Raw genomic sequence first — 25,668 nt, forward strand, 5'->3', positions numbered from 1 at the left:
ATAGTAAGCAATGCTCGCGCTTATCGCTACCCGTTGCGCATGGTCTTTGCTGATGTCATTGAGCGGCAACTCATACCGTTGCCCGGTAGCTCGAAGGCAATAAAGCAAGGATTCCGTTTCTTCTGACGAATCGAGCGGTCGGCATGACGGAAGTCGTATCCTGCGTATCCGAAGATCGATTCATACTTTGGGATAGGTGAGTCCTGAAGACTCGATGTGGCTATTGCTGGCGCGACTGCTTTTCTCGCGACGATGCGACCCCGAGTGCGATCACGCACGCGGCCTTGCTGAAGCATTCGATCGACGAGAAGATTGCTATCGCGAAGGAATGGTTGAATTCCATCGGTAGTGCGGGTGCGATCGCCAACACGCTCGCGCCGCAGAGAAACGCAAAAGTTTCGCGAGCAAAGCGTGCTTTGGCAACGGCAGCGAGACCTGTGCCGAGCACCACGAGCTTCGACAGGAGCAGGGCGACCAACCCCGCGTGTACGTCGGATACACCCAACTCTAGCGGCGCCTCAATCAACGACCACCCGCAGACGACAAGTACGAGTGTTTTGAATATCCGCTCGGAGCGTGCATTTACTGTGTCGGCGTCGCTCTGAATCCAGCGCGGTTTTGACGGGAGCGCGTCGCCGTGCAGACTGATCACCGGATCTGCTGTTTCCCTTGCATTCACGACTCGCCCTCCTGATCGGTGGCGCGCGAGACGCTCGCACTCGCCATGAGATCAAGGTACACGGCCCAGCCGCTGAAAGACATTGTACGAACGGGTGGCATGGCCTCTGAAAAAGCGTGTGGAACTCATACGGCCGTATATCCAATAGGAGCGAAATCCGGTCTCGAGGATGTCGATGCGAGTAGACCAACTATCGGCGAGTAATGAGCTCCTGGTTACACGGTGTAAAAAGTGAATTGAGGCTAGCCTGGTTCGTGGCACCACGGTTCGGTTCTATGATCCTTTTCGACAGACGTCGCCCGGCGGCGTATCACCGTGCTCCTCAAGATCGGCGCAACGGGCCTGCGCAACAGAGAAATTTAACGGAATCAGCTATGAAACTCATATTTGTAGGCGACCCAATGTGCTCCTGGTGTTATGGCTTCCACAAAGAGATGACAACCCTCGTAGAGGCGATGCCCGACCTTGAAGTACAGGTTGTGGTGGGTGGCCTGGCCGCAGGTTCCACGCAAGTTCTGGATGACGCGGGCAAGCAGTTTCGCCTGACGCACTGGGCCCGCGTCGAGCAACTGAGCGGCGCGCAATTCAATCGCGACGCGTTGCTTGCTAGGAAGAACTTTGTCTATGACACTGAGCCGGTCTGCCGCGCCGTGGTAACGGCCCGTCTGATCAAGCCTACGGTCAATCTATTGACGGTCTTCGGCGCGTTTCAGCGGGCATTCTATGTTGATGGACTTGATACCACGGACGGTCGGATTCTCGCGGAGATCGGCGCGTCGGCGTTGAAGGCGGCGGGGTTCGACGTCGACGCCGATGCGTTCCTCACCGTCTGGTCCTCGGACGAAGCGATACAGGCAACTCGTGCAGATTTCGCACTGACCCGGCGTCTGGGCGTGTCGGGCTTCCCATCGTTGTTTGTTGATCTGAACGGAAAGATTGGGCAGCTCAGTTCGGGCTACGCTACGGCGGCCAGCGTTCAACAGACGCTCATGCGCCTCGCCGCATGAGCGAACCAACTGGGCGCAGACCGTAGGCACGTCGCGCAAGAATGCGGTTGTGCCGGTCGTTGGGCGCAGACACGGAAGCAATCGGGCTCATGCCAGAAATGTTGCCGCGGAAAAAGCCCTTTTCCTAAAACGTGCATTCTGTCCACACCTCAATCGCCATATCATGGCTTCGGAGCAAATACGCGGACGCACGGGCCGATAGATTGACGAGCCGCCACATCGAGCATGGCCAGGGAGAGAGACGCAGCGGCAACCGTACCCAAGGCGCTTGAGTCATTGGGCGTCTGTTCGGTGCGCTTAATGCGTTGTTACCGGCGCGGCGTCCCGTTCAGTGAGAATTAAACGTTACGTTTCGATTCGTAAGGAGCGCGGCCATGCTGGTTAGCCAAGTCGACCCGTGGGTTCAGACGATACGACTGTTGTCATCGGGATTACGATGCCCGAATGCGGGCGTTGATACGACGCCCGTGCCAAAACGCGGATCATCCTATGGTTTCGAGGCGATGCCAGGTACTAGCGGCTTGCCTCACCTGAAGGTGAGTCTGATTGAGCGGACCACCTCGCTCACCGTGACCATTGCGTGGCGGGACCCGACGAGCTGCTTCTACGGCGCCCAGGTCTGGCGGGTCGCGAACGCCAAGGTATCAGGGACATGCGTGTTGAGCGGGCAACGGATCAGGCGCGGGGACCGCATATTTCATCCGCAGCGCTCGAAACCCGCACCGGTCAATGCCCGCGCGATGATCCTCGAATCGGCCCTCAATGCGATCGAACCGTTGCAGGCGAGCCAGGTCTAGGTGTCCTCCTTTTCGCCAGCTGATTTTCTTCCTGTATTCCCGCCCTCGCGAAGTGCCACGAAGCTTCGCTAGCACATCAAGCGGTGCGATAGCCGCGTCCTGAGATCAAGCGGAAGTTGCCGAAGGAGCATTCGGACTGGATTGGTGCGCGCATCCGAACGTATTAGTCGAGCACGCGAGCGCACGATGCGCTACACCATATCGGACGATGGCGCCACGCGGCGATCGCGCTTACCCTGCATTCGTTTCCCGGTTGTTTGGATTGCGTCGCCAGTGACGATCCACGGCACCTGAATACTCTGCTCTACATCTTTACATCGACCAGTGAGGTGCGAGATGGACCAGCTTTACATGTTGCGTGCATTCGTTGCTGCCGCGCGGTATCAAAGCTTCAGCAAGGCTGCGGAATCGCTGAATGTGACCACAGGGTCGGTATCGAAGGCGATCGCCAAGCTCGAAGGGTGCATCCAGACGAGGGTCTTGCTTAGAACAACAAGGTCCGTTTCTTTGACTGAAGCGGCACAGCCCTACTATCTGAGTTGCTGCCGTTTGCTCGAAGAACTCGACGAAGCGAACCGTCGCATTACGCGCTCGCGTGAAGTCGACAGTGGCAAGTTGCGGCTGATCGTGCATCCGATGCTGATGAGCGAAACCTTTGCACGCCTGGTGCGGGGCTATCACGCCATTGCCCCTAATGTGAATCTGATCGTTTCCGTTCAGGAGGGGGCCGCAAACCTGTATGACGGCCGATTCGACATGGCGATTCTTCCGCCGCACCTTGTCGAGCAGTCTGCCGTGATTCGCCGCACATTGTCGAGGTCGCAGCGCATCTTTGTTGCAGCGCCCGCTTATCTTGAGCAGTACGGTATTCCTAAAACCGCCGCCGAGTTGACCCATCACTTTCTTCTGCTGGACACGGATTCACGGAAAAAGGGCGTGGATGTTGTCGATCTGTTGGAGAGCGAAGCGCGGGTGAGCGTGTCTCCCATGTCGTCGATGGACGGGAACGAGATATTGCTTAGGGCAGCGGCACTGATGGGGACCGGTATTGCCGCATTGCCTGAAACCATGGTGCGTGAGGATATCGAAGCCAGGCGCCTTACGCATATCTTGCCGCTGTGCACGACATCCGACAACAAGGTTGAGATCTGTCTCTTCTACTCGCACCGGGAACTGCTTCCGGCGAGGCTCAGGACATTCGTCGATTATTGCACCCAGTTTTTCAGATCGTCGGCTCGACATGACGTCAAGGAGGTAGAGACGGTTTTGCCGTTGAAGGACTATCGGGAAGATTACGGTTGGCGGCCGGTTGAGGCGCGGTATGCGCGGCCTTCGCCGTTCGAACAGGTGGGTCGGTGACGCTGGCATCGTCGCAATGAGGTCCCTCGCCAGGCAAAGCTGGATCGTCATCTGTGCGGGTCGAAATCGAATTCGAGTCTGATGCCGCCGGGTTCATAGACCGTCGTGGCGATTGGCGTGATGTTCTCCTTGATCCTGTTCGACAAACCGGTTGCAGGCTAGCGGCGTCCGGTCGTGCGGACCGGAGCCTGCTATTGCACGGTCGCGCTTAGTGGCCAGCGCTCTGGCCGCCGTCGACGTGCAGGATCTCGCCGGTGACGAAAGGGGCGGAATCCAGATAAAGGATCGCGTTCACGACATCGCTCATTTCGCCCATATGACCCATCGGATGGAGCGCGCCGAGCGCCGCATGCGTTTCCGCCGGATGCATCGGCGACCTGATGATGCCCGGCGAAACCGCGTTGGCACGAATGCCGCGTTTGGCGTATTCGATCGCGAGGGAGCGGGTTGCCGCGTTCAGGCCGCCCTTGGTGAGCGCGGCGAGTACGGCAGGCACGCCGTCGATCGCGTGGTCGGCCAGGGTGGTGCTGATGCTAACGACGTGGCCGCTGGCATGCTTCTCCATATCAGCGATGGCGAGCTGCGTGATGTAGAAGAAGCCATTCAGGTTCACACCTGTGACCGCTGCATAGTCTTCGGCGGTATAGCTGGTAAAAGGCTTGGCGACGAAGATGCCGGCGTTGTTCACGAGCGTATCGATGCGGCCGAAGCGCGTCACGGCTTCGCCGATCACGCGGCGGGCGGTTTCGGGGTCGGCGATGTCGCCGGCCACGGTCAGGATATTCGGATCCTCCGAGGGCTTGATGCTGCGCGCGGTGGCGACCACGCGATAGTCGAGCTTGCGGAACGCCTTGACGACTTCTGCGCCGATGCCTTGCGACGCGCCGGTAACGACGACGACCTTTTGTGACGTGCTCATAGAGAACCTCCAAATCCATTGAGTGGGCTCTGTTGCCGATCGGGTCCACGGCTCCGATAAGGGGCTAATCTAGGCGCTTTGGCGCTGGGTTCGAATACCCTCCAGCGACAAACAGACTTGCGTGTGAGGAACAAGTCAGGCGCGACGGGCACGGGTTGAAGGTGTGCGGCCACGATGGCGGTTTCCGCACAGACGGTAAGTTGTCTGCAGCGTCACACCGGCTAGTACTTCGCAAGGCATTTGCTCTCCCGGCACTCGTGAGAGTTGTTCATTTTTGATTTTCCTCCTTTAATCTTTATTGGCACGGAGGTTTCCCGGAGACTTCTCACATTAGCGACCGGCCCTTTGGTAAGTCATCGGATACAACAATCCGATCAGGCCGAAAACTGGAATTGGATATTCCAGATCAGGAAGGCTAGTCGCCGAGATCGCAAACGTATGAGTCACCCCTTGAATCACCGAAACACGAGGAGCCTGACATGAGCGATGCGCAAACAACCAACCAAGCCGACACGGCTGCCGGTACAGCGCGGATGGTCGACATGAAGCTCGAGATTGTTGTCATCCCAGTCTCCGACGTCGATCGCGCGAAGGAGTTCTATGCCAGGTTAGGTTGGAGGCTCGACGTCGATATCGCGAAGGACGAGCAGTTTCGAGTTGTCCATTTCACGCCCCCAGGCTCGCAATGCTCGGTCCTCTTCGGCAAGGGCGTCACGACTGAAGAACCGGGTTCGGTGCAGGGACTTCATCTCATTGTGTCCGATATAGACAGGGCGCAGGCAGAGCTTGTCGAGCGAGGCATCGACGTGAGCGAAGTCTTCCATGACGCCGGCGGCCTTTTCCACCGTGCGGGCGAGGAAGGACGCGTGAGCGGCCCGCAACCGGAACGGCGCAGCTACGGCTCCTTTGCCTCGTTCAGCGATCCTGACGGAAATGGCTGGGTCTTCCAGGAAGTGACCACTCGACTCCCTGGAAGGGTGGACGCGCAGGTCACGACATTCGCTTCGGCAATAGAACTCGCAGGGGCGCTACGGCGCGCCGCGGCCGCGCATGGCGAGCATGAGAAACTCTCCGGACAGCATGACGAAAACTGGCCGGACTGGTACGCCAACTATATCGTCGCCGAGCAGGCCGGCACGCAGTTGCCGACGTAAGTCTGGCGGCTGATAGCTCGGCCAACTGCGAAGCGCGTGGATTACTTGTCCGGTTGATTGACTTTGCCGGTGTACCGGTCGAGATGAATTTCCACGTCAGGCTTTTTCTGCAACCCAAGTTCCATCAGCTTCTTGATATCCTGCTGCGCCGCTGGACGTTGTACGGAGGTAATGAAAGCGTCCCACTGTGGCCCAACCTCGCTATCGGGAGGGAGAGTGGAGATGTTGACGAAGTGCTTGATCTCCCCGATGGTCTGCTTGTCGAAGGATGCAATGCGGCGAGCCAGGGTGTCGACGAACTTATCCAGTTCGGCATCCGGAAGTGAGCGGTTGACATAGCCATATCGTTCGGCAAGTTCGCCGTTGATATCGTTGCCGCTCAGCAGAATTTCCAGTGCGCGGCCTCGCCCCATCAGACGGGGAAGACGGGACATCGGTCCGCCGCCGGGAACGAAACCGGCGCCTACTTCGAATTGGGAAAGCACGGCTTTTTCGCGGCTGGCGAAGCGCATGTCGGACGCAAGGGACAACTCACTGCCAACGCCCGTAGCCCGGCCCCGGATCGACACGATCGACACCACGGAAGAGCGGCTCAGGCGAGTCAGCATATCGGGTAGCGGCGGCATGCCTGTCGGGCCGGGGGGCATGCGCGTCGTGACTTCGAGGGGCGGCACAAAGTCATAGTGAGTCAGGAAAAAACCGGGTACTGAGCTGTCGAACACCACGACCTTCAGTTCGGGATCGTTCTCTATCTGGGTGATCACGCTGTTCAACTGCGGTATGGATTCCGGACCGAAGATATTGAATGGCGGATGGTCGATGGTGACGCGCCAGTATGCCGGCGTCACGCGTTTGATCTTAAACTCCTGCTTCGCGCCAGTTTCCGGTTGCGCGCTTTGATTCGCGGCGGTGCTTGCCTGGTCGTTCTGTGCTATCGCGCTGCCGTTGTGAAACAGTGCGCCTGCGGCCATTGCCACCACCAAGTGGGTCAGTTTCATGTTTGCTTCCTTTATGATGCTGAAGAAATTCGCGGAAGAAAGAACGCGCGGGGCATTCGGTCCACAGGAATTAGTGTAGGCACCCACTCGGCAGATACCAATGAGCATGACTGCATCGGTCAATCAAGAATCAGGACACCATATTGAGCGGTGTGAAGCAATGCCGGATTGTGTAACCGATACGGTCGCCGCCGCATAAAACTCGCCAGCGTCTTTTCGCGCATCGTGTCCACACGACAATGGCCAAAAAAGCCTGGCGCAACGGATTTGTTCGCGATCGACACAACTGTTGTTCTAACTTGGCCATTTACCCGGAGGGCTTGCTTCCACACAATCGCTACAACTACTGCGAACGGCGGTTTGCGGTCGGTTGAAGCGATAACGATGCGAGGCTTGCCAACTGGCTGCCTCTATAGACGACTCAATTGGACAATCGTGAACGTGTTTGCCCAGGATATTGCGTTGCCGCCGCGCCCATCGCTCCACCTCATCTGATTCATTGCCAACAGGAGCTTGTATGGCTGACGATATCCTTCCCCAAACCCCATCGCGCCGTCGCTTTATCGGCGTGGCGGCGGCGGCCGCAATTGCGGGCTCATTGAGCCGACTTGCTTTCGCGGATACGAATCAAACCATCACTGAAGTCACGAAGTCGAGCGGCGGTGACAAGACCGCTATTCGTCGACTCCGTGTACACGCGCCGGAATCGCAACTCATCGATTTGAAGAGGCGTATCAAGGCGACCAGGTGGCCTGAGCGGGAGACCGTGACTGATGCGTCACAAGGCGTGCAGCTCGCGACAATGCAGAAGCTCGCACGGTATTGGGCGACCGACTATGACTGGCGCAAAGTCGAAGCGAGGCTGAACGCGTTGCCGCAGTTCGTCACCGAAATCGATGGGCTCGACATTCATTTCATCCACGTTCGTTCGAAAGACGCCAACGCGTTGCCGGTTATCGTCACGCACGGGTGGCCCGGTTCGATCATCGAGCAGTTGAAGATCATCGGTCCGCTGACCAATCCGACCGCTCATGGCGGGATGGCGTCGGACGCATTCGATATCGTGATTCCGTCGCTCCCGGGTTACGGGTTCTCAGGCAAACCGAGCGCGACCGGCTGGGACCCTGCTCGCATTGCGCGTGCGTGGGTCGTACTGATGAAGCGGCTCGGGTACACGCGATATGTGGCGCAAGGCGGCGATTGGGGAAATGCTGTCACGGAGCAGATGGCCCTGCTTGCGCCACCGGAACTGCTCGCCATTCACACCAACATGCCGGCCACCGTACCGGACAATATTGCAGAGGCGCTCAAGTACGGCAACCCGCCGCCGGCCGACCTCTCAGCCGACGAGCGGCACGCTTACGACCAGCTCGACTTTTTCTACAAGCACGGTCTTGGCTACGCCCAGGAGATGACGAACCGCCCGCAGACGTTGTACGGAATTGAAGACTCGCCTGTCGGCCTCGCCGCGTGGATGCTCGACCACGACGCCGCCAGCCAGGCACTTATCGCGCGCGTATTTGACGGTCAGTCCGAGGGGCTGACGCGAGACGACGTTCTCGAGAACGTGACGCTCTATTGGCTCACGAACACGGGAATTTCTTCGGCGCGGTTGTATTGGGAAAACAAGCTCAACTTCTTTGCTCCCAAGCACGTCGCCATTCCGGTTGCCGTCAGCGTATTTCCCGATGAGATCTACGCTGCCCCGCAAAGCTGGACAGCGAAGGCATATCCCAAGCTGATTCACTATAACCGCCTTCCAAAAGGCGGACATTTTGCAGCCTGGGAGCAGCCGCAAGTATTCTCGGAAGAGATTCGCGTGAGCTTCCGGTCGCTGCGTTGAGCGCAAAGGTGCGGGTGACGTCGTCCCGGCCGTTGCTGAAACGGCTGACGGGTCCTGGAAGCGCTCGTTCGCCGACCTCTTACTTACTGGAAGCCGACGACGGGAAGACGCGCGCCACACACATCTTGTCGCACGCAACAAGACGCCGGTTCAATGCGCACTGTCTTGTCCGGCATACGTTGCAACATGCCTGTATCAACAACTGGCGCAGCGCTTCGTCGACCGTCGAATGTGTAGTGGGTACAATCAATATGCGGACCCACTGACGCTGATGAATCGATAGGTCCTGCTTTATTCAAGCGTTGTTGACTGGAGAAGTGACAAATGAAATTCTCGATGAAAAACGAAATCCGTTCAGACGATGTGTCAACGATTGAGCATGCGATGAAGACTGTCGACGCCGACGCGAAAGTCAACGTCGACATTGACACCAAGATGGTGAGCGTCGATTCATGGCTGATGCCCGAAGAGTTTCTCATCGCTTTCGAAGACGAGAACTATGAAGTCACCATTGTCGAAGCGTAGACACGTGTGAGACTGAATTCAATCACAGCGGCTGTAGGGGGGCGTGGGGCGTTTCATGGTGGTGGTCACGCGGTCACGCGTGGTTCGAATCCAATTGGCTGTTCCGGGCCAGCGGCGCTTTTCTTTTGGACGCTCGGCCACCGCTAAATTTGCAGAATCCTGGTATTTGCAAAGTCGAGGCGGCTGACCGGAAAAAGCTGTCAATCTTACTCGACGCGGAGATGGGGACGTGAACAGGATCGCGGTGCAAGCGCGCCACGCTGATCACGCAACAGTTGGCCAGCAGTGAACAGTACGGACGCTTTGTTGCATGGACTGCATTCACACCAACTACATGGTGTACTTTTCCGGAACCGTCCGCTGCCGCGCAGTGATTCATTTGCTACACTTGACCAGGAAGCAGACCTGTTTGGCGCTCCGTTAACTCTGACGGCGGCGGCTGAGTTGCGAATCGGCGCGCCCCGATTTACCGGCTTCAACTTCTGCACGTTCAACATCAATCCGACCTGAGAAAGAGAAGGGCTTCAGGGTCACCGTCTGCTCGCTCGGGTTGTCGAGCGACGCCGACTTCTCTGCCAAAGCTACGACGTCGAGCCTGACAATAAAGCGGCACTTCACATACCCTTAAGTAAAGAGACACGGTGTAAGCAGTTCACGAATTCGTCGGCCAGGAATCGCTACGAAGCGGTTGTCCGACTCGAGTACGTTGAGGTTTTTTCCGTTCATGGACCTGGCGCCGCAATTGCGGACCCATGCGTCGGTCCTTCGTTGCAGGGCATGAAATAGTGTGGAGATGTCGACATGATTGAGTCTTCCGATTTCCGGAGCAAAAAGTTAGTGCTGAATCACGGGGGCGGCCGGATGCCCGCGCTCGGATTCGGCACGCTGATTCCCGATTCAGCTACGACTATCAGCGCTACCAGAGACGCGCTGGAGGCCGGCTATCGGCACTTCGATTGTGCCGAGCGATACCGTAACGAGCGCGAAGTGGGCGAAGCGCTGCGGATAGGGCTTGCCGCCGGAGGAATTGCGCGCGAAGACATCTTCGTGACTACAAAATTGTGGAACTCCAATCATCGGCGCGAGCGTGTCGAACCGGCTTTCGAGGCAAGTCTTGAAAGACTCGGGCTCGACTATCTCGATCTCTATCTGATACACACGCCGTTCGCATTTCAAGCGGGGGATGAGCAGGATCCACGCGATGCAAACGGCGATGTCATCTACGATAAAGGCGTGACTTTGCTGGACACGTGGAGGGCGATGGAAGATCTCGTCGACCGCGGAAGATGCCGGGCCATCGGACTGTCCGATATTGGCCTGAACGACCTGCGGCCTCTCTATGAATCTGCACGAATCAAGCCGGCTGCGGTGCAGGTCGAAGCCCATCCGTATCTTCCGGAAACGGAACTTCTGGAATTCTGCAAGGAGAGAGAGATCGTGTTTTTGGCCTTTGCGCCATTGGGTCACGGAATCAGGCCGGGGCCGCTTGAGGACCCGGTCATCTCGCGGATTGCAGCACGAACTGGAAAGACGCCAGCCCAGGTACTGCTTGCCTGGGCGATCCAGCGCGGCGGAGCTTTGCTCACCACCCCTAAAACGGCGACCCGTGCGCGAGAGAATTTCGAAATCTCCGCGCTGCCAGCAGATGCATTCGACGAGATCAACCAGATTGAGACGAGGCAGAGGTACAACGAAGTCGTTAAGACGGGCAGCCCCGGGTTCATTCCGCGGCATACGCAATAGATAGATGTGAACGTTATCCGGAGGCACGCCATGCAGGAAGACAAGATACGTGAAGCTCTGGACGCGCACTGGAGCGCGTCCGCGGCGGGCGATCTCGACGCGGAGCATGATATTTACGATGATGATGCCGTTTGTGACTATCCCCAATCAGGTGAGCGAATTATCGGGCGAAGCAATTTGCAGGCACTGCGGAGCCATCATCCAGATAAGCCATCAGGCTTCAATGTCAGGCGGATTCAAGGAGAGGGTAATCTCTGGGTCACGGAATACACCATCGCCTATGAGGGGCGAGCGGCGTACACGGTAAGCATCATGGAGTTCTGCGACGGCAAGGTCATTCACGAGACCCAGTATTTTTCCGATCCCTTCGAGGCACCGGGTTGGCGGAGTCAATGGGTTCAGCAGATCGCGTGACATCGCGTGACGTCGCGTTGCGGCGCGATATAGCGCGCGGTAACGCTCGATCGAGTCCTCCGTGATCGTCTCGCGTCAGGCCTTGATTGCATGCACGACAATTTCGATCAGACAATTCTCGCCAAGCAGTTCCTTGACGACCACCGTCGCCCGATTCGGGTAAGGCGGCGCCGTGAAATAGCGCGCGTAGACGCGGTTCATTTCCGGCGCGTCGGCCTTGTCGACCAGATAGATGGTCATCTGCGCGACATGCGCGAGGCTCGATCCTGCGCATTCGAGCACATGCTTCAACTGGTCGAATACGCGTGCGGCCTGCATCTCGATGTTGCCTTCTCCGCTTGGCGCGAAGGTCTGCGGATGACGTGGCACCTGCACGGTATAGATCACATCGTCCGCGACGAGTGCGTTGCTGATAGGGGCGGAAGGTGGATTGACGATGTTCGATTTGACCAGCTGCAGCCTGTTTGCAGAAGTGATCAATTTCGTGCTCCGGTAGTGAGTTCGCGCTGAAAGTGCTGGACTTGCCCCCGGACCGGGGGCGCCGCGACACGCTCGGCGTGCGATAGATCAAGCTACGCAGCCGCGACATCCGACGCGCCGTCGCGCATTTGCCGTTGATACTTGCGCATGGACATCGACACGGCGATTCGACGCAGCGGCTCGGGTGGAATCCACGTGGGTGTGGCCCACGCCATGCAGCGTTCCAGCAACGAACTGCTCTGGCCGGCAATCTGTTCGGCCAGCAACCGGCCTAACAGCGACATCTTGATGATGCCCGAGCCATTGCAACCCGAGACACCATACATTCCCGGTGCCACCTGGCCGAAGAAGGGCGCGCCATTGCGCGTCAGGCTCACCGCACCGCCCCAGACGTACTCGAGATCATGCCGCCGCATCTGCGGGTAGCGCATCCGATACGCCTGCTGCAACATTGCCTCGATCTCTGCATTGTCCTGTTCGCGGTCGTACGAAAAACCGGTGCGGATCATATACCGGTTGCCGTCGACCTTGCGCGTCGTCGCGCCCATGCGCTCGGCCGGCACCATGCCCCAGGCGCTCGCGCTGCCCAGGTGGGCCGCTTCATCATCCGGCAACGCGGGGGTCAGCGCGGCATAGGTGTACACCGTAATCTGGCGACTGCGCGCCAGACCGAAGCGACCGAGAAACGCGTTATTGGCAAACACCACCACGTCGGCATCGATACGCGCGCTTGGTGTCTTCAGCCTGTGTGGGCGGCCGTGCCGCACGTCGAGCACCGGCGTATGCTCAGCCAGCATCACTTGCTCGGGCAGCGCATCGGCCAGCCCTCGTACCAGTGCGGCCGGCTGCACCAGGGTACAGCTCGGCATCCAGAGGGCATGGCGATAAAATGACGTGCCTAGCGTTTGCGTTAGCTCCTCTCGCGTCAGCGCCTTGAACGGTACGCCTAGCGAAGTCAGTTGCGTTGCCAGTTGCCGCAGTTCGGCTTCTCCCCGGACCGTCGTTGCCCCCTTGTAGTTGCCACAGGTACGCCAGCTGCAATCGATATGGTGCTGGGCTACTAATGCTTCGAGCCATGCATGCCCGGTCTGCAGCAGTGTCTTCTGCCACTCGGCTTCGGCCGCATTGCGGCTGCCCTGGATCTTCGCGTACGGCAGGTTGATCATGAAACCGGAGTTCCGGCCGGCAGCGCCATCGCCGACCGTACCGCTCTCGAGCAGCACGATCGGTTCGCCGGGAACCGATTCGGCCAATTGCCGCGCGGCGGCGATGCCGGCATAGCCCGCGCCGATTACGGCAAAGCGCACGCGGTGTTCGCCTTCGAGCCCGGCTGCGGGTGTCCGCCGCGGCGGCAGCAACTGGTTCCAGCCACTGGGCCGGGCGTAACGGGGATAAGTGCTTCGCATGACTCGGAGATTCGGCGTCGAAAGAAAGGGGTTCACGTCAACTGGACGTTGCGCGTCTCGCGCAGAAAGAACAGCGGGATCATCGATATCGCGCAGCAGGCGATCACGAGATAGGCCGGCGCGAGCGAGTCGCCTGTCACGCGAATCAACCAGGTCGCCGTGAATTGCGCGAAGCCGCCGAAGATCGCCGCGCCGATGGCCTGCGCAATACCCATGCCGCTGGCCCGTACCTTGGCGGGGAAATTCTCCGTCACCAGCGTGTAGTTACCCACCGCGCACATGGCAGCCAGGATGGCCAGGCCACCGAGCATCAGCACCAACGCCCACATCGGCGGCTGCAGGTTCATCGCATGGAAACACGGTATCGCCACCGCGATCGACAGAATGCGCGAGCCCCACGCCAGAGGCTTTCGGCCGATCCGGTCGCTCAATATGCCGAGCAGCGGACTGGCCACGAAGGTCACGATGCCACTGACGATCACCGCCGCCAAGGCGAGATGCGCCGGCATGTGCAATTGCACGATGGCGTAGGTCGGCAAATAGATAATGAAGATGTACGAAGTAATCTGCGAGCCGGCCTGAATCAACGTGGACATCACCAACATATTCCGGTGGCTGGCCGCCAGCTCAGTGAGTGCGCTTTCCGGATGCCGCTGCGCGTCCGGCACCATCTCGCGAGCATAGGTTTCCTTGAGCCGGCGCCGGATATACATGCCCATCGGCGCAATCAGCATGCCAACGACAAACGGCAAGCGCCATCCCCACGATGCTAGCGCCGCCTTGTCCAGCGTTTGCGTCAACGTGAACGAAATCAGCGCAGCCGCCAGGACCGCTAGGCCCTGGCTCGCCATTTGCCAACTGATGTAGTAGCCGCGCTGATGGTTCGGGGCGGCTTCAGCCAGCATCGAGGTCGCCGCGCCTACTTCACCGCCAGTGGAAAATCCTTGAAGGATTCGGCCCAGAACAATCAGCGCTGGCGCGAACACGCCGATCTGCGCATAGGTTGGCGTGAAAGCGATGATCGCGGTGCCCAGTGCCATCAGTGACAAGGTCAGCAACATCGCTGCTTTGCGTCCACGGCGATCGGCATACGCCCCCAGCACGATACTGCCCAATGGCCGAAACAGGAAACCCACGCCAAACGTCGCCAGCGACGCCAGCATCGAGCCGACGTCGTTACCGACCGGAAAGAATGCGCGGCCGATTTGGGCCGCAAAAAAACTGTAGATCAGGAAATCATAGAATTCGAGTGCATTGCCGATCGTGGTGGCCGCGATGATTCGCCGCCTCGATAGCGGCGACGAATCCGGTACATGAGTGACGCCGCTGACGCCGAATGCGTTATCCAACATGAAGTCTCCTCCTGGTCGATGATGGCGAGATACGCGCCGGCGAAAGCACGCCGTCACGCGCGGGCACGCATGCCCAGTAGCCGCCGGAATGCAGTGACGCTCCCGGGTTTGTTCTGGTTGTTTTGAGTATGGGATTGCGCTGGTCGCATGTCTAATGCATTATTAGTCAATATTCAATGCATTGATTGCATCATGAACCTCAAGCACCTCCAGCACGTGGTGGCCCTTGCCGAGACGCTGAATTTCCACCGGGCGGCCGAACGCGTTCACTTGAGCCAGCCGGCGTTCAGCCGCAGCATCGCCGCGTTCGAGCAGACGTGCGGCTTGCGCATTTTCGATCGCCATGGAGGCTCGGTCGAACTGACCTCGGTCGGCAAACAGGTAGTGCAGCGCGCACGGCGCCTATTGCTGGATGCGCGCAGTCTGTCCCATGACCTCAAGCTCTTGCGGGATGCCGAATTGGGTGAAGTGATCTTCGGTGCCGGGCCGTTTTCCGCTGCCGCGATCGTCGCGCCCGTGCTGCGCGCGTTCCATAACCGCTACCCGAAGATCGCCATCCGCGTGGAGGTCAACAACTGGCTGCAATTGCTGCGGATGTTGAACGAAGAGCAGATCGATTTCTTCATCGCCGATACCCGTGCGCTGCCGCCCGATGAGCATATCGATGTCACGTCGCTCGGCGCTCTGCCAATCGGTTTCTTTTGCTGCCGCCATCACCCGCTGCTGCAGCCGCCCCGTAGCCGGCGCCGCGCGATGGTGTCGACGGACGCGCTGCTGGCCTATCCGCTGGCATCGGTGCGCATCCCCCCAATCGCGAGGCATGAGCTTGCCGCGTCGCTTGGATTGCCGGACGGGGCCGTTCTGCCGGTGCATGTCGAATGCGACGACATCACGCTGCTCAAGCAATTGATCCCCGATACAGATATCGTGTTGACCTGCGCTGATCGGCTGGTGCGCGACGAGGTCGCCAAGGGCACGCTCGTACGCTTGCCGATTCTCAATCTGGCCCAAGTCTACGGCGATTGGGGCATCGTCAAACTGGCAGGACGCACCCTGTCGCCCGCCAGTCAGATCGTGGCCGACGCACTGCAGGCCACGATGGCCGACGAGAAGACCGCCGGCCGCCCCCGCGCTTCGGCCACTCCGTCAGCTCGACGTGGATCCTGACGAGGGCTGGATCGCTCATTGCGCTGAAGCGCTTGAATTTGCTGCTGTCAATGGCCGCGATGAAGGGAGGGCGGTGTCTATCCATCTGGGGAAGGAGCGGCCGGTCGACGACCTGGGGCCTGGACAGCTAGAGCGTCTGTCGCTTGCACTGACTCAAGTACGAAGTGCACCAGATTCGCATCGTCTTGAGCGCTCGACAGGAAAAAAGGCGATCGCGGGAAAAGACGAAACTCGCGAACCGCTCGCTGATGCGTGGGCCCGTCCGCGTGCAGTTGATCGGGAAGCGGCAGTTCGGCGAAATCCCGCTCGCCGAAGGGGGCCATGCCGTCAAGTTAGTGCGGGTTCGGATCATCGGCTGCGCGCTGTTCCGCTGTGTGAGCAGGTAAAACGAGCGTCGCCCATCTGCGGAAATTGGCGGCACGATCGTTTTATCGCCAGACTTGCGATCAACGATGTGCCGAGCCTGCAACGTCCGGGCGTGCCGGGCCGCTGGCGTTGGCGTCGGCATAGCATGACAAACTGGTCGTCGACATGACGGCGAACGGAGGCTACAGTTGTTTCCGTCACGGACGGACCACCGTGGGCGACCCGTGCTTCGCCGTCGTTCGCGCATTCCGCTGTGCCACGTCTCGATAGCATCCTGGGAAATGCAATCAATGGACACGAGAGAATCCTCAGCATTCACCGCGCTCCTACCAATCAGGTTGGCGCACGATATTGGCCATGACCCGAACAGCAGTCGAACCGGACCTTCCGCAGTCGACATCCCAACCCCAACGGTCAGAAGCGGACATACTTTTTCTTTCAGCCAGGACGGCGAAAGCTTCCTGCTCGACGGCGAGCCTTTCCAGATCCGCAGCGGGGAGATGCATCCCGCCCGCATCCCCGCCGAATACTGGCAGCATCGCATCCTGATGGCCAAGGCGATGGGGATGAACTGCATCGCCCTCTACGTCATGTGGAATTACCACGAAACGAGTCCAGGCGTTTTCGATTTCCGCACAGGCAACCACAACGTCGAAGCATTTATTCGACTGTGCCAGCAGGAGGAGATGTGGGTGTTGCTGCGGCCGGGTCCCTATATCTGCGGCGAGTGGGATCTGGGCGGTATTCCGTCGTATCTGCTGAGTCATCCGGACATCCTGCTTAGGACCGACTCCGCTAACGATCCTCGCTACATGTCGGCGGTGGCCCGCTACATCAGGGAGTTGAGCCAGCGCATCGAACCACTACTGGTGAGTAACGGTGGACCGATCCTGATGATTCAGATCGAGAATGAATTCGGCTCGTACGCCAGCAACCCGGCTTACCTCGAAGAGATACGGCAGCTCTGGCTTCAGGAAGGGATACAGGGACCGTTCTATACCGAAGATGGCATCAGGCAGCTTGAACAGAATCGCACGAACGTCGCCGGCGGCGCGATTGCGTTGAGCAATGGCGATGCGGAGCAAATCGCGGCCGTCCGGCGGGAATTTCCGGCCGTTCCGGCGATGGCCGGCGAAGTGTATCCAGGGTGGCTCACCCATTGGGGCGATGAGACGCTCAAAGGTACGGCCGTCGATATCTCCGGCACGCTAGACGCGCTCATGCAACGGAAGCTGTCGTTCAACCTCTATGTCATCCACGGCGGCACCAGCTTCGGCTTCTATGCCGGCGCAAACGTGGATGCCGATTCAGGCGAATATCAACCCGACATTACCAGCTACGATTACGCCGCACCCATCAGCGAGCAAGGCCTGGCGACGTCGAAGTACATGAAGTACCGCGGCGTGATCGCCCGCTATCTCTCGACGCCGCTGCCCGATATACCCGAACCCGTTCCGACTATCAGCCGCAAAGGAGGTCAGGCCTTGATGCCGGAACTTTACGCTTCCATTTGGGACAATCTGCCTGCCGCGCTCCCGGCGGCACAAACTGTCCACCCAGGGCCGTTCGAGGTGTACGGCCAGGCGTTCGGTTTCGCGCTGTATCGCAAGAAGCTGCAGGGTTACCGCGGCGGTGTGCTGGATCTCAAGGATGTTCACGATTACGCGACCGTTTTCGTCGGCGAGCAATACGTAGGCGGCGTGTCGAGAACTGTCATGCCGGAGCACCGCGCGCGGCAGTGGAATGTCACGCAGCACGCGCCGCTTACGGTTCCGTTTGTGTCGTCGTCGCCGGGCAGCGACGTATCATTGGATATCCTCGTCGAAGGCATGGGGCGCGTCAACTATGGCCACGCGATGATCGACCGCAAAGGCATTCTCGAACCGGTCACGCTGCAGGATGCGGGAGGCTCGAGCGCCACGCTCACCGGCTGGGAAGTCTTCCTGTTGCCGATGGATACCGCGTTTATCGCGAACTTGCGCGCCGTCTGTGCGAACCCTCGTAAGGCCGGACTGTTTTTCAAGGCGATTCTGCCGCTGGATACAGTCGGCGATACGTATCTCGACATGCGTAACTGGACCAAAGGTATGGTCTGGGTCAACGGGCACAATCTGGGGCGCTACTGGAATATCGGTCCGCAAGAGCGGCTGTATTGTCCTGCTCCCTCGCTGAGACAGGGTGACAACGAGATCATCATCTTCGATCTGCATCAGATTGAAGCGAGACCGGTTGAATTGGCGCGCACGCTATCGTAAGGGGGTCTCTGGAAGCGCACACCGGGAAATTCGCGACCACCTCCATTACCCTTCGCCGCCGGCCGATACCAGTTCCAAAGTGAGTACTTCGAAAGGCGCGAGCGAGATATCGTGCGGCCGGTCCGCATCCAGCACCGGCGGAATATCCGAGGCATGGCCGCGCCACACACTGCGCGTCAGGAATCGTCCCGCCGCGCCGGCCGGCAACTCCAATTGCCGCCGCAGTTCGAGCAGGAAGCTGTTCGCCCCGCTGTCGGGATTGCGCAGGGTGATGATCGCCTTGACCGGCGACCATGCAGCCCAGCCGTACACCTCGCGCTCATCAGGCGCGCCGCCAATCCAGTGGCTGTCGCGCAGCACCTCGGCATTTGCTCGGGCCCATCGGGCGGACTCGGCGAGAACGTCCCAGTCGCCGTCGCTCAGCAGCGACGGCGTGATGTACAACTCCTGCAGTTGTGCACCGCTGCCGAAGTACGAATGCACTTCGTTTGCGAAGGCCTGGCCTTGAGCGGTATTCAACCGATCGTTGAACTGCGCGTAGATGATGCCGTGGAGCATCAGTGAGTTAAGCGGAAACAGCGGACTTCTGACTACGACGTTGCGGTAGGTCTGTGCGTCGCGGTAGGTAATCCAGCGTTCGCGATTGCTACCTACGCCGGCCAGGTCGTCATCCTTGCCGCCGCGCCAGATCGAATCAGCGTAGCGTAGCCAGAACGGCGATGGATAGGTGCCGACGGTGAGGTTGATGAAGGCTTCGGGGCTGGCCTCGCGGATGTCCTCGATTAGCTGGATCGCCGCGTCCCAGTCGCTGCTGAAGCGGCTGCCGGGGACCACCGTGTCAGCATTGCCGGTGCCGTCAAACTTGAATTGATTGATGCCGTGCCGCGTGAGCAGCTCCATCACGGCCTCATGGAAGCGTCGATAGTATTTCGGTCCGGACAGCACGAAGCGGTCATCGATGATCTCGTAGCCGGCGGCTTGGCCTCGTGTCACGCGTTCCTGCCGCGTCGAGCCGTAGCCACCCCACGGCGACAGCCACACGCCCGGCGCCGCGCCGTACCGGGCGGCGGCGTCGCGCAGCGGCACGAATCCATGCGGAAAATCCTTGCCGAAATGCCAGCTGCCGCTGTAGTCGTCCCAGCCGTCATCGAACAGGAAGGAGTCGAGTCGTACGCCGCGCCTGTCGTGCAACTCGCGGCCGATGTCGCCGATGCGTTCGAGCGCTTGCTGCTGCGTGTACGGCGTGAGGTACCCGATGTCGTACCAGCAGTTGTAGTGTAGGAACGGGCGGTATGGATGGGCTCGTTCGCGTTCGAGATAGGCTGCGAAATCGCGGCGTAGCTGGCCGTCTCGAGCCACACCCGCCACCGCCGAGAAGACCCAGGTCTTGCCCTTTTCCAGCGGCAAGGCCCGCGGCAGGATGAACCTGACGGTGTCGTCGCGAACCTGGCTTTCCGACAACGGAAGCTCGAATCCGAGGTAGACGTCGCCCGCGATCACAGGGGTTCCCTTGAACTCACCGCTGGTTTGCGCACCGGACGTCCGCGTCTCCAGCAGCGAAACGGTGGCAACGTGCTCGTCCTTGCCGATCGCGGTAATTGCCACTTGCAAGCGCAAGTACTGCGAGTCTTCGCGTTGCTCCACGCTCCACTCCACCCGCAGGCGATCCTGTTCGTCACCGAGGATGGCACGCACGCGTCTACCCGCGATTCGTTCGGCCAGTCGAGACGCCTTGGGATTTGCCGTCAGCATTTCTTCGCGCAGTGGCGCAAGCAGCTTCAGGTCGGCCATGCCCAGCGTGCGACCGTCGGCCAGCGATAGCGCGAACGGCGCGGTGACCGGCAGCGTGCGCTCGTGCAGGCGGTCGGTCAGGGCGAATTCGGCCAGATGCTGGTGCCTGACGGTCCAGTTCAAGGCGATCGCCGCGTTACCGAAGGAATGACAGTCGCCGTCCGTCTGGGACGCGGGCATGCCCGGATGCGTGGACACGGTTTCTTTGGCGTGCATGGAAGAAGCCCAGGATGAGGTGGGTGCCTGATCCATAGAATACTTCGGGCGGACTCAGCGGGTGCTCTCGTCCCACCGCACGGCGGCAACCACGCCGAGTCGAAGGGCGGTCACCATGGTGAGGCTGAAGCCGGCACGGGCAATGAGCGACTTGTGGGGATCGATAGCGAGAACGAGCGGGGCGAGGTCCGCAGGCTTGGTGATCGTTGGTGCCGGCGGCGTGCTACAAACAGTTCTGCGTTTTTCCGACGCGAAACCGGTCGACCTGGAAAATTGGGGCGTCGTTAGACTTTCTGCCGAACCCTGGTTGAAAATAGGCGCAGGCACGGGGCTGCTCGCCCGGGTAGCGACGAGAAAATCCTCGTGCCATCGGTTGCCAGCACTCGCAAAGCTTTCGCAGTTTGTTTTCCTGTCGTCTCGCCAGGGGATGAGGTAAATCGGGCACGTAACGAGTTGAGGGGTAACCTCACCAGTGGGAAAAAGATAATGGACACGCTACATATGATGCGGATATTCGTTCGCATCGCAGAGGAGGGCAGCTTCACGGAGGCAGCCCAGCGCCTGAATATCACCAATGCCAATGCTTCACGTTCTATTGCGCAACTCGAGGCACATCTGCGGACGCGCCTGCTCAATCGCAGCACGCGCCGCGTCGCGCTGACTGAGGCCGGTCAACGCTATCTGGAGCGGTGCGAGCGGATTCTCGCCTACGTCGACGAAGCCGAGGCCGAAGCTGCGGACGCTCAGGTCAAGCCGTCTGGAAAATTGCAGGTACACGCGACATCAGCCTTCGGTCAGACGTACGTCTTGCCGGCCGTGTTGCGCTATCGGGAACAGAATCCTTCGGTCGCTGTGGATCTGACGTTGTCGCAGCACGTCCCCGATCTGCTCGATGAGGGGTACGACGTTTCGCTTCAGTTGAGTATGACGCACCTGCCCGATTCAGGCCTCGTCTCGCATCGGCTTGGCGATGTCCACAGCGTGCTATGCGCCGCACCCGCTTATCTGAAGGAACACGGTATGCCGCTTACCGTAGAAGAGCTCAACGGGCATGCTTGCCTGCAAATCGTCTCGTCGGTTTTTCCGCGTGACCGCTGGCATCTGGATGGCCCCAACGGGCTGGAAACGTTCGAACTACCACCGGCGGATTTCAGGGTGAATGTCATCGAAGCACTGAGCGTTGCATTGCGAGACGGCATCGGAATCGGGGCGCTTCCCATCGCGAGCGCGTTGCCGGCGCTGCGCAGCGGCGCGCTGATTCGCGTGCTGCCCGAATATCAGTTGCAGAAGCTAACCGCCTACGTGCTGTACGCGTCGAGGCAGTACCTCGACGCGAAGATTAGAACCTTCGTCGAGTTCCTCCGGGAATTCGTTTCGCGGGCTCTAGAGGCCGACCTGTCGGCACTATCAGCGCGTGTCCAAACGTGAGTCGTGCCTCTTTTGGCTTTTCATATCCGCACGCGTTCACCAACGGCGACAACACCTTCAAGGCCCACAAAAATGTGCCAGCAGTCCTTCGACGCGACATCGTGCCGGCCTGCTGATATAGGGCACACGCATTCCTCTTGATGGCGTAGCAGACGGGGAGCGTCCTCGGCTGCAATGAGTCCATGCGAACCCGTTTCCGTCCGCAAGAAGGTGGGGACGGGGCCGCACGCTTTGGCGGCGCGGAACACTGGTTCCGCCTTCGGTTCGCCGTGTCTGGGCTAGGGTTGCCCGCGAATCCGGTAAACGCAAAAACCGTCGACGTCCGCGGAACGCAAGGGATCCGCAGACAACAAAAAACCCCGTAAGACTTTGATCTTACGGGGTTTCTCGAACTTCTTCGGCTTACGCCGGAACAACCGTTGGTGCCCAGGAGAGGACTCGAACCTCCACGGTGTTGCCACCGCTAGGACCTGAACCTAGTGCGTCTACCAATTCCGCCACCTGGGCACGTCTTCAAGCTAGACCGCTATTTTAGCGTGATGATGTAGCGTGTCAATCCCCACATGCAAACTAACTTCGCTCCAACCAACCGCCCGGATATCGCGTGCAATGAAGGGATGCTTCACCGCTCGACAGCCGTCCTGCCAACTACTCATTGCGCCACGTAATCCACGCTGATAAACAGAATCGGATCACCCGGCTTCACACAAAAAGTAAAGCCGCTCGTAAGCGGCTTTACTTTTGAATCTGGTGCCCAAGAGAGGACTCGAACCTCCACAGTGTTGCCACCGCTAGGACCTGAACCTAGTGCGTCTACCAATTTCGCCACCTGGGCAGGTGATGAACAGCAAAGAACGCCATTATAGCGACAGATTAGAACCTGTCAAGCGTTTCTCAAAACTCGCTTAAACATCGCGTCGACGAGCGTGCGCGTGCGTCACGGGCAACCGCGCAGCGACTCTTGACGGGCCGCTTGGCGCGCAAGACGGGTGTTAGAATGCCTCGCAGTAGTTCGTTGGCACGGTGCACACGCCCGTCGGACTCAGCCTTGAACGAGCCGGACCCGAGCAGTCTTTTCTGTGCATTTGCAGGTGCAATTCAAGCGCAACTGAAGCGTAACTGAAGCGCTAAGCAAACGCTTCCTAAGCCGAGCCACATCGCCGACCGACGTCCATGCAACGAGAAAAAATCATCGACAAGCCCTTGAGCAAATTTCCGTATCCGATTCCAAGCCGCGAAGAAATTCTGGGCGTCCTGCGCACGAGTGAAGCGCCGCTTGCAGCGAACGACATCGCCGAAGCCCTGTCGATCAAACGCCAGGAGCGCGAAGGTTTTTTCAAGCGCCTCGGCGCGATGGAGCGCGACGGCCAGATCCGGCTCGATCAGCGCAATCTCTACCAACTGACTCATCCGTCGAACTTCGTCGCGGGCCGTGTGCAAGGCCATCGTGACGGCTTCGGCTTCCTGATTCGCGACGACGGCCAGGACGATCTGTTCCTGCCCACCGCGGAAATGCAGAAAGTCATGCACAACGACCGCGTGCTCGCGCGCATCGTCGGCTATGACCGGCGCGGCCGTCCGGAAGGGCATATCGTCGAGGTCACGGATCGCGCCAACAAGCGCGTGATCGGTCGCCTGCTCAATGAGAACGGTGCGCTGATCGTTGCACCTGAAGACAAGCGCATCGGCCACGATATTCTGATCCAGCAGAACACCAAGAAGGCCAAGGTCGGCCAGGTGGTGGTGGTCGAGCTGACCGATTTCCCCAGCCGTCATTCGCAGCCGCTCGGCCGCGTGGTGGAAGTGCTCGGCGATATCGACGACCCCGGCATGGAAATCGAAATCGCGGTGCGCAAGTACGGCGTGCCGCACGAATTCAGCCAGGCCGCGCTCGACGAAGCCTCGCGCCTGCCCGACGAAGTGCGCCCGGTCGACGCGCGTCATCGCATCGATCTGCGCGACGTGCCGCTCGTCACGATCGACGGCGAAGACGCCCGCGACTTCGACGACGCCGTGTACTGCGAGCCGGTTCAGGTTGGCCGTGGCGAGGGCTTCCGCCTGATCGTCGCGATCGCGGACGTCTCGCACTATGTGCATCCGAAGAGCGGGCTCGACGCCGACGCGATCGAGCGCAGCACCTCGGTGTATTTCCCGCGCCGCGTGATCCCCATGCTGCCGGAGAAGCTGTCGAACGGTTTGTGCTCGCTGAACCCGCACGTCGACCGATGCGTGCTGGTGTGCGACATGATCGTCACCGCGCGCGGCGAAGTGAAGGCGTATCAGTTCTATCCCGGCGTGATGCACTCGGCCGCGCGTCTGACCTATACGGAAGTCGCCGCGGTCCTGAAGAACACCAAGGGTCCGGAGGCCACGCGCCGCGCCGCCTTGCTGCCGCAACTGCAGAATCTGTACGGCGTGTACAAGTCGCTGTTCGCCGCGCGCCAGAAACGCGGCGCGATCGACTTCGATACGACCGAGACGTATATCGTCTGCAATGCGCAGGGCAAGATCGAACAGATCATTCCGCGCACCCGCAACGACGCGCACAAGCTGATCGAGGAATGCATGCTGGCCGCGAACGTCTGCGCGGCCGACTTCCTCAAGCGCAACAAACATCCGGGGCTGTTCCGCGTGCACGCCGGACCGACCGCCGAAAAGCTCGAGAATCTGCGCACCTTCCTGCGCGGCATGGGCCTCACGCTGGCCGGCGGCGACAAACCGCACGCGAGCGACTACGCCGCCTTGATGGCGCAGATCCGCGACCGGCCCGACGCGCAGATGCTGCAAACCATGCTGTTGCGCTCGATGCAGCAGGCGGTCTACAGCCCGGACAACATCGGCCACTTCGGTCTCGCGTATGAAGCGTATGCGCACTTCACGAGCCCGATTCGCCGTTATCCCGACCTGCTCACGCACCGCGCGATCTACGCGATTTTGCAAGGCCGCAAGTATCAGCCCGAGCCGCCGCAAGGCGTCGAGCTGAATACGGCGCTCTCGCCGCGCGCTCGCGCCATGCAGCAGGCCGACGACGAAAAGCGCGGCCGTCAACGCTCGAACAACGTGGCGATCTGGGAAGAGCTCGGCCTGCATTGCTCGGCCAACGAACGCCGCGCCGACGAAGCCTCGCGCGACGTCGAAGCCTGGCTGAAGTGCTACTTCATGCGCGACAAGCTCGGCGAAGAGTACGGCGGCATGGTCAACGGCGTGACGTCGTTCGGGATTTTCGTGCAGCTCGATTCGCTCTTTATCGAAGGCCTCGTGCACGTCACCGAACTCGGCTCGGACTACTTCCAGTACGACGAGATCAAGAACGAACTGCGCGGCGAGCGCACCGGCATTCGTTATCGTCTGTCGGATCGCGTGCGGGTGCAGGTGAGCCGCGTCGATCTCGATGCGCGCAAGATCGACTTCCGGCTCGTGCGCGACACGCCGATCAAGCCGCCTCTGGTGCGCGGGCCGTCGGCCGACAAGTCGTCCGGTGAAAACGGTGGGGCACGCGTGCGCGTGTTGCCGCCGGTGGAAGGCGGCGCGGCAGCGCCGGGCGCGCGTCGCAAGAAGGCTGCGCCCGCGCAAACCGCGGCGGTCAAGGAAGCACGCGCCGCGCGTGGCGCGGCGAAGAAGCACGGCGCCGCGACCAAATCGGTGTCGAAACCGCAGGCACGCAAGAAGCGCTGAAGCCGCCTGCCTGTTTAAACCGCGCGCATCGGGCACGTACCAACGTGCCGGTTGCGCGCGGTCTGCGTTTCATCGTCATCAAGCATTCGAACAC

General features: G+C 59.9%; 19 protein-coding genes and 2 tRNA genes. 12 read left to right on the plus strand and 9 right to left on the minus strand.

The annotated features are described in order from the left end of the window. Window positions 1-220 precede the first annotated feature (220 nt). On the minus strand, window positions 221-679 hold the full coding sequence (locus P0D80_RS01745) for a hypothetical protein (RefSeq protein WP_408280564.1): 459 nt from the start codon (window positions 677-679) through the stop codon (window positions 221-223). A 374-nt stretch (window positions 680-1,053) separates the two neighbouring features. On the opposite strand from P0D80_RS01745, the gene P0D80_RS01750 reads away from it, so the two are divergent. The 3 genes from P0D80_RS01750 to P0D80_RS01760 all read left to right on the plus strand — a co-directional run bounded on the left by P0D80_RS01750 (window position 1,054) and on the right by P0D80_RS01760 (window position 3,842). Further along, on the plus strand, window positions 1,054-1,686 hold the full coding sequence (locus tag P0D80_RS01750) for a DsbA family protein (protein ID WP_408175715.1): 633 nt from the start codon (window positions 1,054-1,056) through the stop codon (window positions 1,684-1,686). Between the two features lie 503 nt (window positions 1,687-2,189). Continuing rightward, window positions 2,190-2,483 carry a DUF3331 domain-containing protein gene (locus P0D80_RS01755; RefSeq protein WP_408175713.1) on the plus strand — a complete coding sequence of 98 codons (294 nt, stop codon included), beginning with the start codon at window positions 2,190-2,192 and terminating at the stop codon, window positions 2,481-2,483. Window positions 2,484-2,819: 336 nt separating this feature from the next. Continuing rightward, window positions 2,820-3,842 carry a LysR family transcriptional regulator gene (locus tag P0D80_RS01760; RefSeq protein WP_408175712.1) on the plus strand — a complete coding sequence of 341 codons (1,023 nt, stop codon included), beginning with the start codon at window positions 2,820-2,822 and terminating at the stop codon, window positions 3,840-3,842. A 208-nt stretch (window positions 3,843-4,050) separates the two neighbouring features. On the opposite strand, the gene P0D80_RS01765 is transcribed toward P0D80_RS01760, so the two are convergent. Then, window positions 4,051-4,761 carry an SDR family NAD(P)-dependent oxidoreductase gene (locus tag P0D80_RS01765; protein ID WP_408175711.1) on the minus strand — a complete coding sequence of 237 codons (711 nt, stop codon included), beginning with the start codon at window positions 4,759-4,761 and terminating at the stop codon, window positions 4,051-4,053. A gap of 479 nt (window positions 4,762-5,240) precedes the next feature. Between P0D80_RS01765 and P0D80_RS01770 the strand changes: the two genes are divergently transcribed. Next, entirely contained in the window at window positions 5,241-5,915 is a 675-nt protein-coding gene (locus P0D80_RS01770; RefSeq protein ID WP_408280570.1) for a VOC family protein, read from the plus strand. Between the two features lie 41 nt (window positions 5,916-5,956). Here the strand turns inward: P0D80_RS01770 and P0D80_RS01775 are convergent, their stop codons facing one another. After that, window positions 5,957-6,913: an enoyl-CoA hydratase/isomerase family protein gene (locus P0D80_RS01775; protein WP_408280573.1), complete on the minus strand. Its 957-nt coding sequence runs from the start codon at window positions 6,911-6,913 to the stop codon at window positions 5,957-5,959. A gap of 517 nt (window positions 6,914-7,430) precedes the next feature. Here P0D80_RS01775 and P0D80_RS01780 point away from each other — a divergent pair. The 4 genes from P0D80_RS01780 to P0D80_RS01795 all read left to right on the plus strand — a co-directional run bounded on the left by P0D80_RS01780 (window position 7,431) and on the right by P0D80_RS01795 (window position 11,438). Beyond that, window positions 7,431-8,756 (plus strand): epoxide hydrolase family protein, encoded by a 1,326-nt coding sequence (locus P0D80_RS01780; protein WP_408280575.1) that lies wholly within the window; start codon window positions 7,431-7,433, stop codon window positions 8,754-8,756. 324 nt (window positions 8,757-9,080) lie between these two features. Next, a complete protein-coding gene (locus P0D80_RS01785; protein ID WP_408280578.1) occupies window positions 9,081-9,281 on the plus strand; it encodes a copper chaperone in 201 nt (66 codons plus the stop codon). A gap of 801 nt (window positions 9,282-10,082) precedes the next feature. Then, window positions 10,083-11,024, plus strand: a complete 942-nt coding sequence (locus P0D80_RS01790) for an aldo/keto reductase (protein ID WP_408280581.1) — start codon at window positions 10,083-10,085, stop codon at window positions 11,022-11,024. Window positions 11,025-11,054: 30 nt separating this feature from the next. Then, entirely contained in the window at window positions 11,055-11,438 is a 384-nt protein-coding gene (locus tag P0D80_RS01795; RefSeq protein WP_408175702.1) for a nuclear transport factor 2 family protein, read from the plus strand. A 75-nt stretch (window positions 11,439-11,513) separates the two neighbouring features. Here P0D80_RS01795 and P0D80_RS01800 read toward each other — a convergent pair whose 3' ends face one another. The 3 genes from P0D80_RS01800 to P0D80_RS01810 all read right to left on the minus strand — a co-directional run bounded on the left by P0D80_RS01800 (window position 11,514) and on the right by P0D80_RS01810 (window position 14,676). After that, a complete protein-coding gene (locus P0D80_RS01800; protein WP_408280585.1) occupies window positions 11,514-11,918 on the minus strand; it encodes a RidA family protein in 405 nt (134 codons plus the stop codon). A 92-nt stretch (window positions 11,919-12,010) separates the two neighbouring features. Continuing rightward, a complete protein-coding gene (locus P0D80_RS01805) occupies window positions 12,011-13,324 on the minus strand; it encodes an NAD(P)/FAD-dependent oxidoreductase (protein ID WP_408280586.1) in 1,314 nt (437 codons plus the stop codon). Window positions 13,325-13,356: 32 nt separating this feature from the next. Next, window positions 13,357-14,676 carry an MFS transporter gene (locus P0D80_RS01810; protein WP_408280589.1) on the minus strand — a complete coding sequence of 440 codons (1,320 nt, stop codon included), beginning with the start codon at window positions 14,674-14,676 and terminating at the stop codon, window positions 13,357-13,359. Between the two features lie 192 nt (window positions 14,677-14,868). Between P0D80_RS01810 and P0D80_RS01815 the strand changes: the two genes are divergently transcribed. Together P0D80_RS01815 and P0D80_RS01820 are read left to right on the plus strand one after the other, a co-directional pair. Continuing rightward, window positions 14,869-15,843, plus strand: coding sequence for a LysR family transcriptional regulator (locus P0D80_RS01815; protein ID WP_408280592.1), 975 nt, complete (start codon window positions 14,869-14,871; stop codon window positions 15,841-15,843). A 656-nt stretch (window positions 15,844-16,499) separates the two neighbouring features. Continuing rightward, a complete protein-coding gene (locus P0D80_RS01820) occupies window positions 16,500-18,464 on the plus strand; it encodes a beta-galactosidase (protein ID WP_408280595.1) in 1,965 nt (654 codons plus the stop codon). Between the two features lie 45 nt (window positions 18,465-18,509). On the opposite strand, the gene P0D80_RS01825 is transcribed toward P0D80_RS01820, so the two are convergent. Beyond that, window positions 18,510-20,471 carry an alpha-galactosidase gene (locus P0D80_RS01825; protein WP_408280598.1) on the minus strand — a complete coding sequence of 654 codons (1,962 nt, stop codon included), beginning with the start codon at window positions 20,469-20,471 and terminating at the stop codon, window positions 18,510-18,512. Window positions 20,472-20,957: 486 nt separating this feature from the next. Between P0D80_RS01825 and P0D80_RS01830 the strand changes: the two genes are divergently transcribed. After that, window positions 20,958-21,899: a LysR family transcriptional regulator gene (locus P0D80_RS01830; RefSeq protein ID WP_408175799.1), complete on the plus strand. Its 942-nt coding sequence runs from the start codon at window positions 20,958-20,960 to the stop codon at window positions 21,897-21,899. A 420-nt stretch (window positions 21,900-22,319) separates the two neighbouring features. Here P0D80_RS01830 and P0D80_RS01835 read toward each other — a convergent pair. Further along, window positions 22,320-22,406, minus strand: a tRNA-Leu gene (locus P0D80_RS01835). A gap of 241 nt (window positions 22,407-22,647) precedes the next feature. Further along, window positions 22,648-22,734: transfer RNA gene (locus P0D80_RS01840), tRNA-Leu, on the minus strand. Between the two features lie 338 nt (window positions 22,735-23,072). Here P0D80_RS01840 and rnr point away from each other — a divergent pair. After that, window positions 23,073-25,574 (plus strand): ribonuclease R, encoded by a 2,502-nt coding sequence (gene rnr, locus P0D80_RS01845; protein ID WP_132374898.1) that lies wholly within the window; start codon window positions 23,073-23,075, stop codon window positions 25,572-25,574. Window positions 25,575-25,668: the final 94 nt, after the last annotated feature.

Source organism: Paraburkholderia sp. RL17-373-BIF-A (assembly GCF_046030175.1).
GTDB lineage: Bacteria > Pseudomonadota > Gammaproteobacteria > Burkholderiales > Burkholderiaceae > Paraburkholderia.

What these genes read in the sequence shown, in the direction of transcription:
- P0D80_RS01750 (WP_408175715.1), top strand. Translation starts at nt 1,054, where the DNA reads ATGAAACTCATATTTGTAGGCGACCCAATGTGCTCCTGGTGTTATGGC.
- P0D80_RS01755 (WP_408175713.1), top strand. Translation starts at nt 2,190, where the DNA reads ATGCCAGGTACTAGCGGCTTGCCTCACCTGAAGGTGAGTCTGATTGAG.
- P0D80_RS01760 (WP_408175712.1), top strand. Translation starts at nt 2,820, where the DNA reads ATGGACCAGCTTTACATGTTGCGTGCATTCGTTGCTGCCGCGCGGTAT.
- P0D80_RS01765 (WP_408175711.1), bottom strand. Translation starts at nt 4,761, where the DNA reads ATGAGCACGTCACAAAAGGTCGTCGTCGTTACCGGCGCGTCGCAAGGC.
- P0D80_RS01770 (WP_408280570.1), top strand. Translation starts at nt 5,241, where the DNA reads ATGAGCGATGCGCAAACAACCAACCAAGCCGACACGGCTGCCGGTACA.
- P0D80_RS01775 (WP_408280573.1), bottom strand. Translation starts at nt 6,913, where the DNA reads ATGAAACTGACCCACTTGGTGGTGGCAATGGCCGCAGGCGCACTGTTT.
- P0D80_RS01780 (WP_408280575.1), top strand. Translation starts at nt 7,431, where the DNA reads ATGGCTGACGATATCCTTCCCCAAACCCCATCGCGCCGTCGCTTTATC.
- P0D80_RS01785 (WP_408280578.1), top strand. Translation starts at nt 9,081, where the DNA reads ATGAAATTCTCGATGAAAAACGAAATCCGTTCAGACGATGTGTCAACG.
- P0D80_RS01790 (WP_408280581.1), top strand. Translation starts at nt 10,083, where the DNA reads ATGATTGAGTCTTCCGATTTCCGGAGCAAAAAGTTAGTGCTGAATCAC.
- P0D80_RS01795 (WP_408175702.1), top strand. Translation starts at nt 11,055, where the DNA reads ATGCAGGAAGACAAGATACGTGAAGCTCTGGACGCGCACTGGAGCGCG.
- P0D80_RS01805 (WP_408280586.1), bottom strand. Translation starts at nt 13,324, where the DNA reads ATGCGAAGCACTTATCCCCGTTACGCCCGGCCCAGTGGCTGGAACCAG.
- P0D80_RS01810 (WP_408280589.1), bottom strand. Translation starts at nt 14,676, where the DNA reads ATGTTGGATAACGCATTCGGCGTCAGCGGCGTCACTCATGTACCGGAT.
- P0D80_RS01815 (WP_408280592.1), top strand. Translation starts at nt 14,869, where the DNA reads ATGAACCTCAAGCACCTCCAGCACGTGGTGGCCCTTGCCGAGACGCTG.
- P0D80_RS01820 (WP_408280595.1), top strand. Translation starts at nt 16,500, where the DNA reads ATGGACACGAGAGAATCCTCAGCATTCACCGCGCTCCTACCAATCAGG.
- P0D80_RS01825 (WP_408280598.1), bottom strand. Translation starts at nt 20,471, where the DNA reads ATGCACGCCAAAGAAACCGTGTCCACGCATCCGGGCATGCCCGCGTCC.
- P0D80_RS01830 (WP_408175799.1), top strand. Translation starts at nt 20,958, where the DNA reads ATGGACACGCTACATATGATGCGGATATTCGTTCGCATCGCAGAGGAG.
- rnr (WP_132374898.1), top strand. Translation starts at nt 23,073, where the DNA reads ATGCAACGAGAAAAAATCATCGACAAGCCCTTGAGCAAATTTCCGTAT.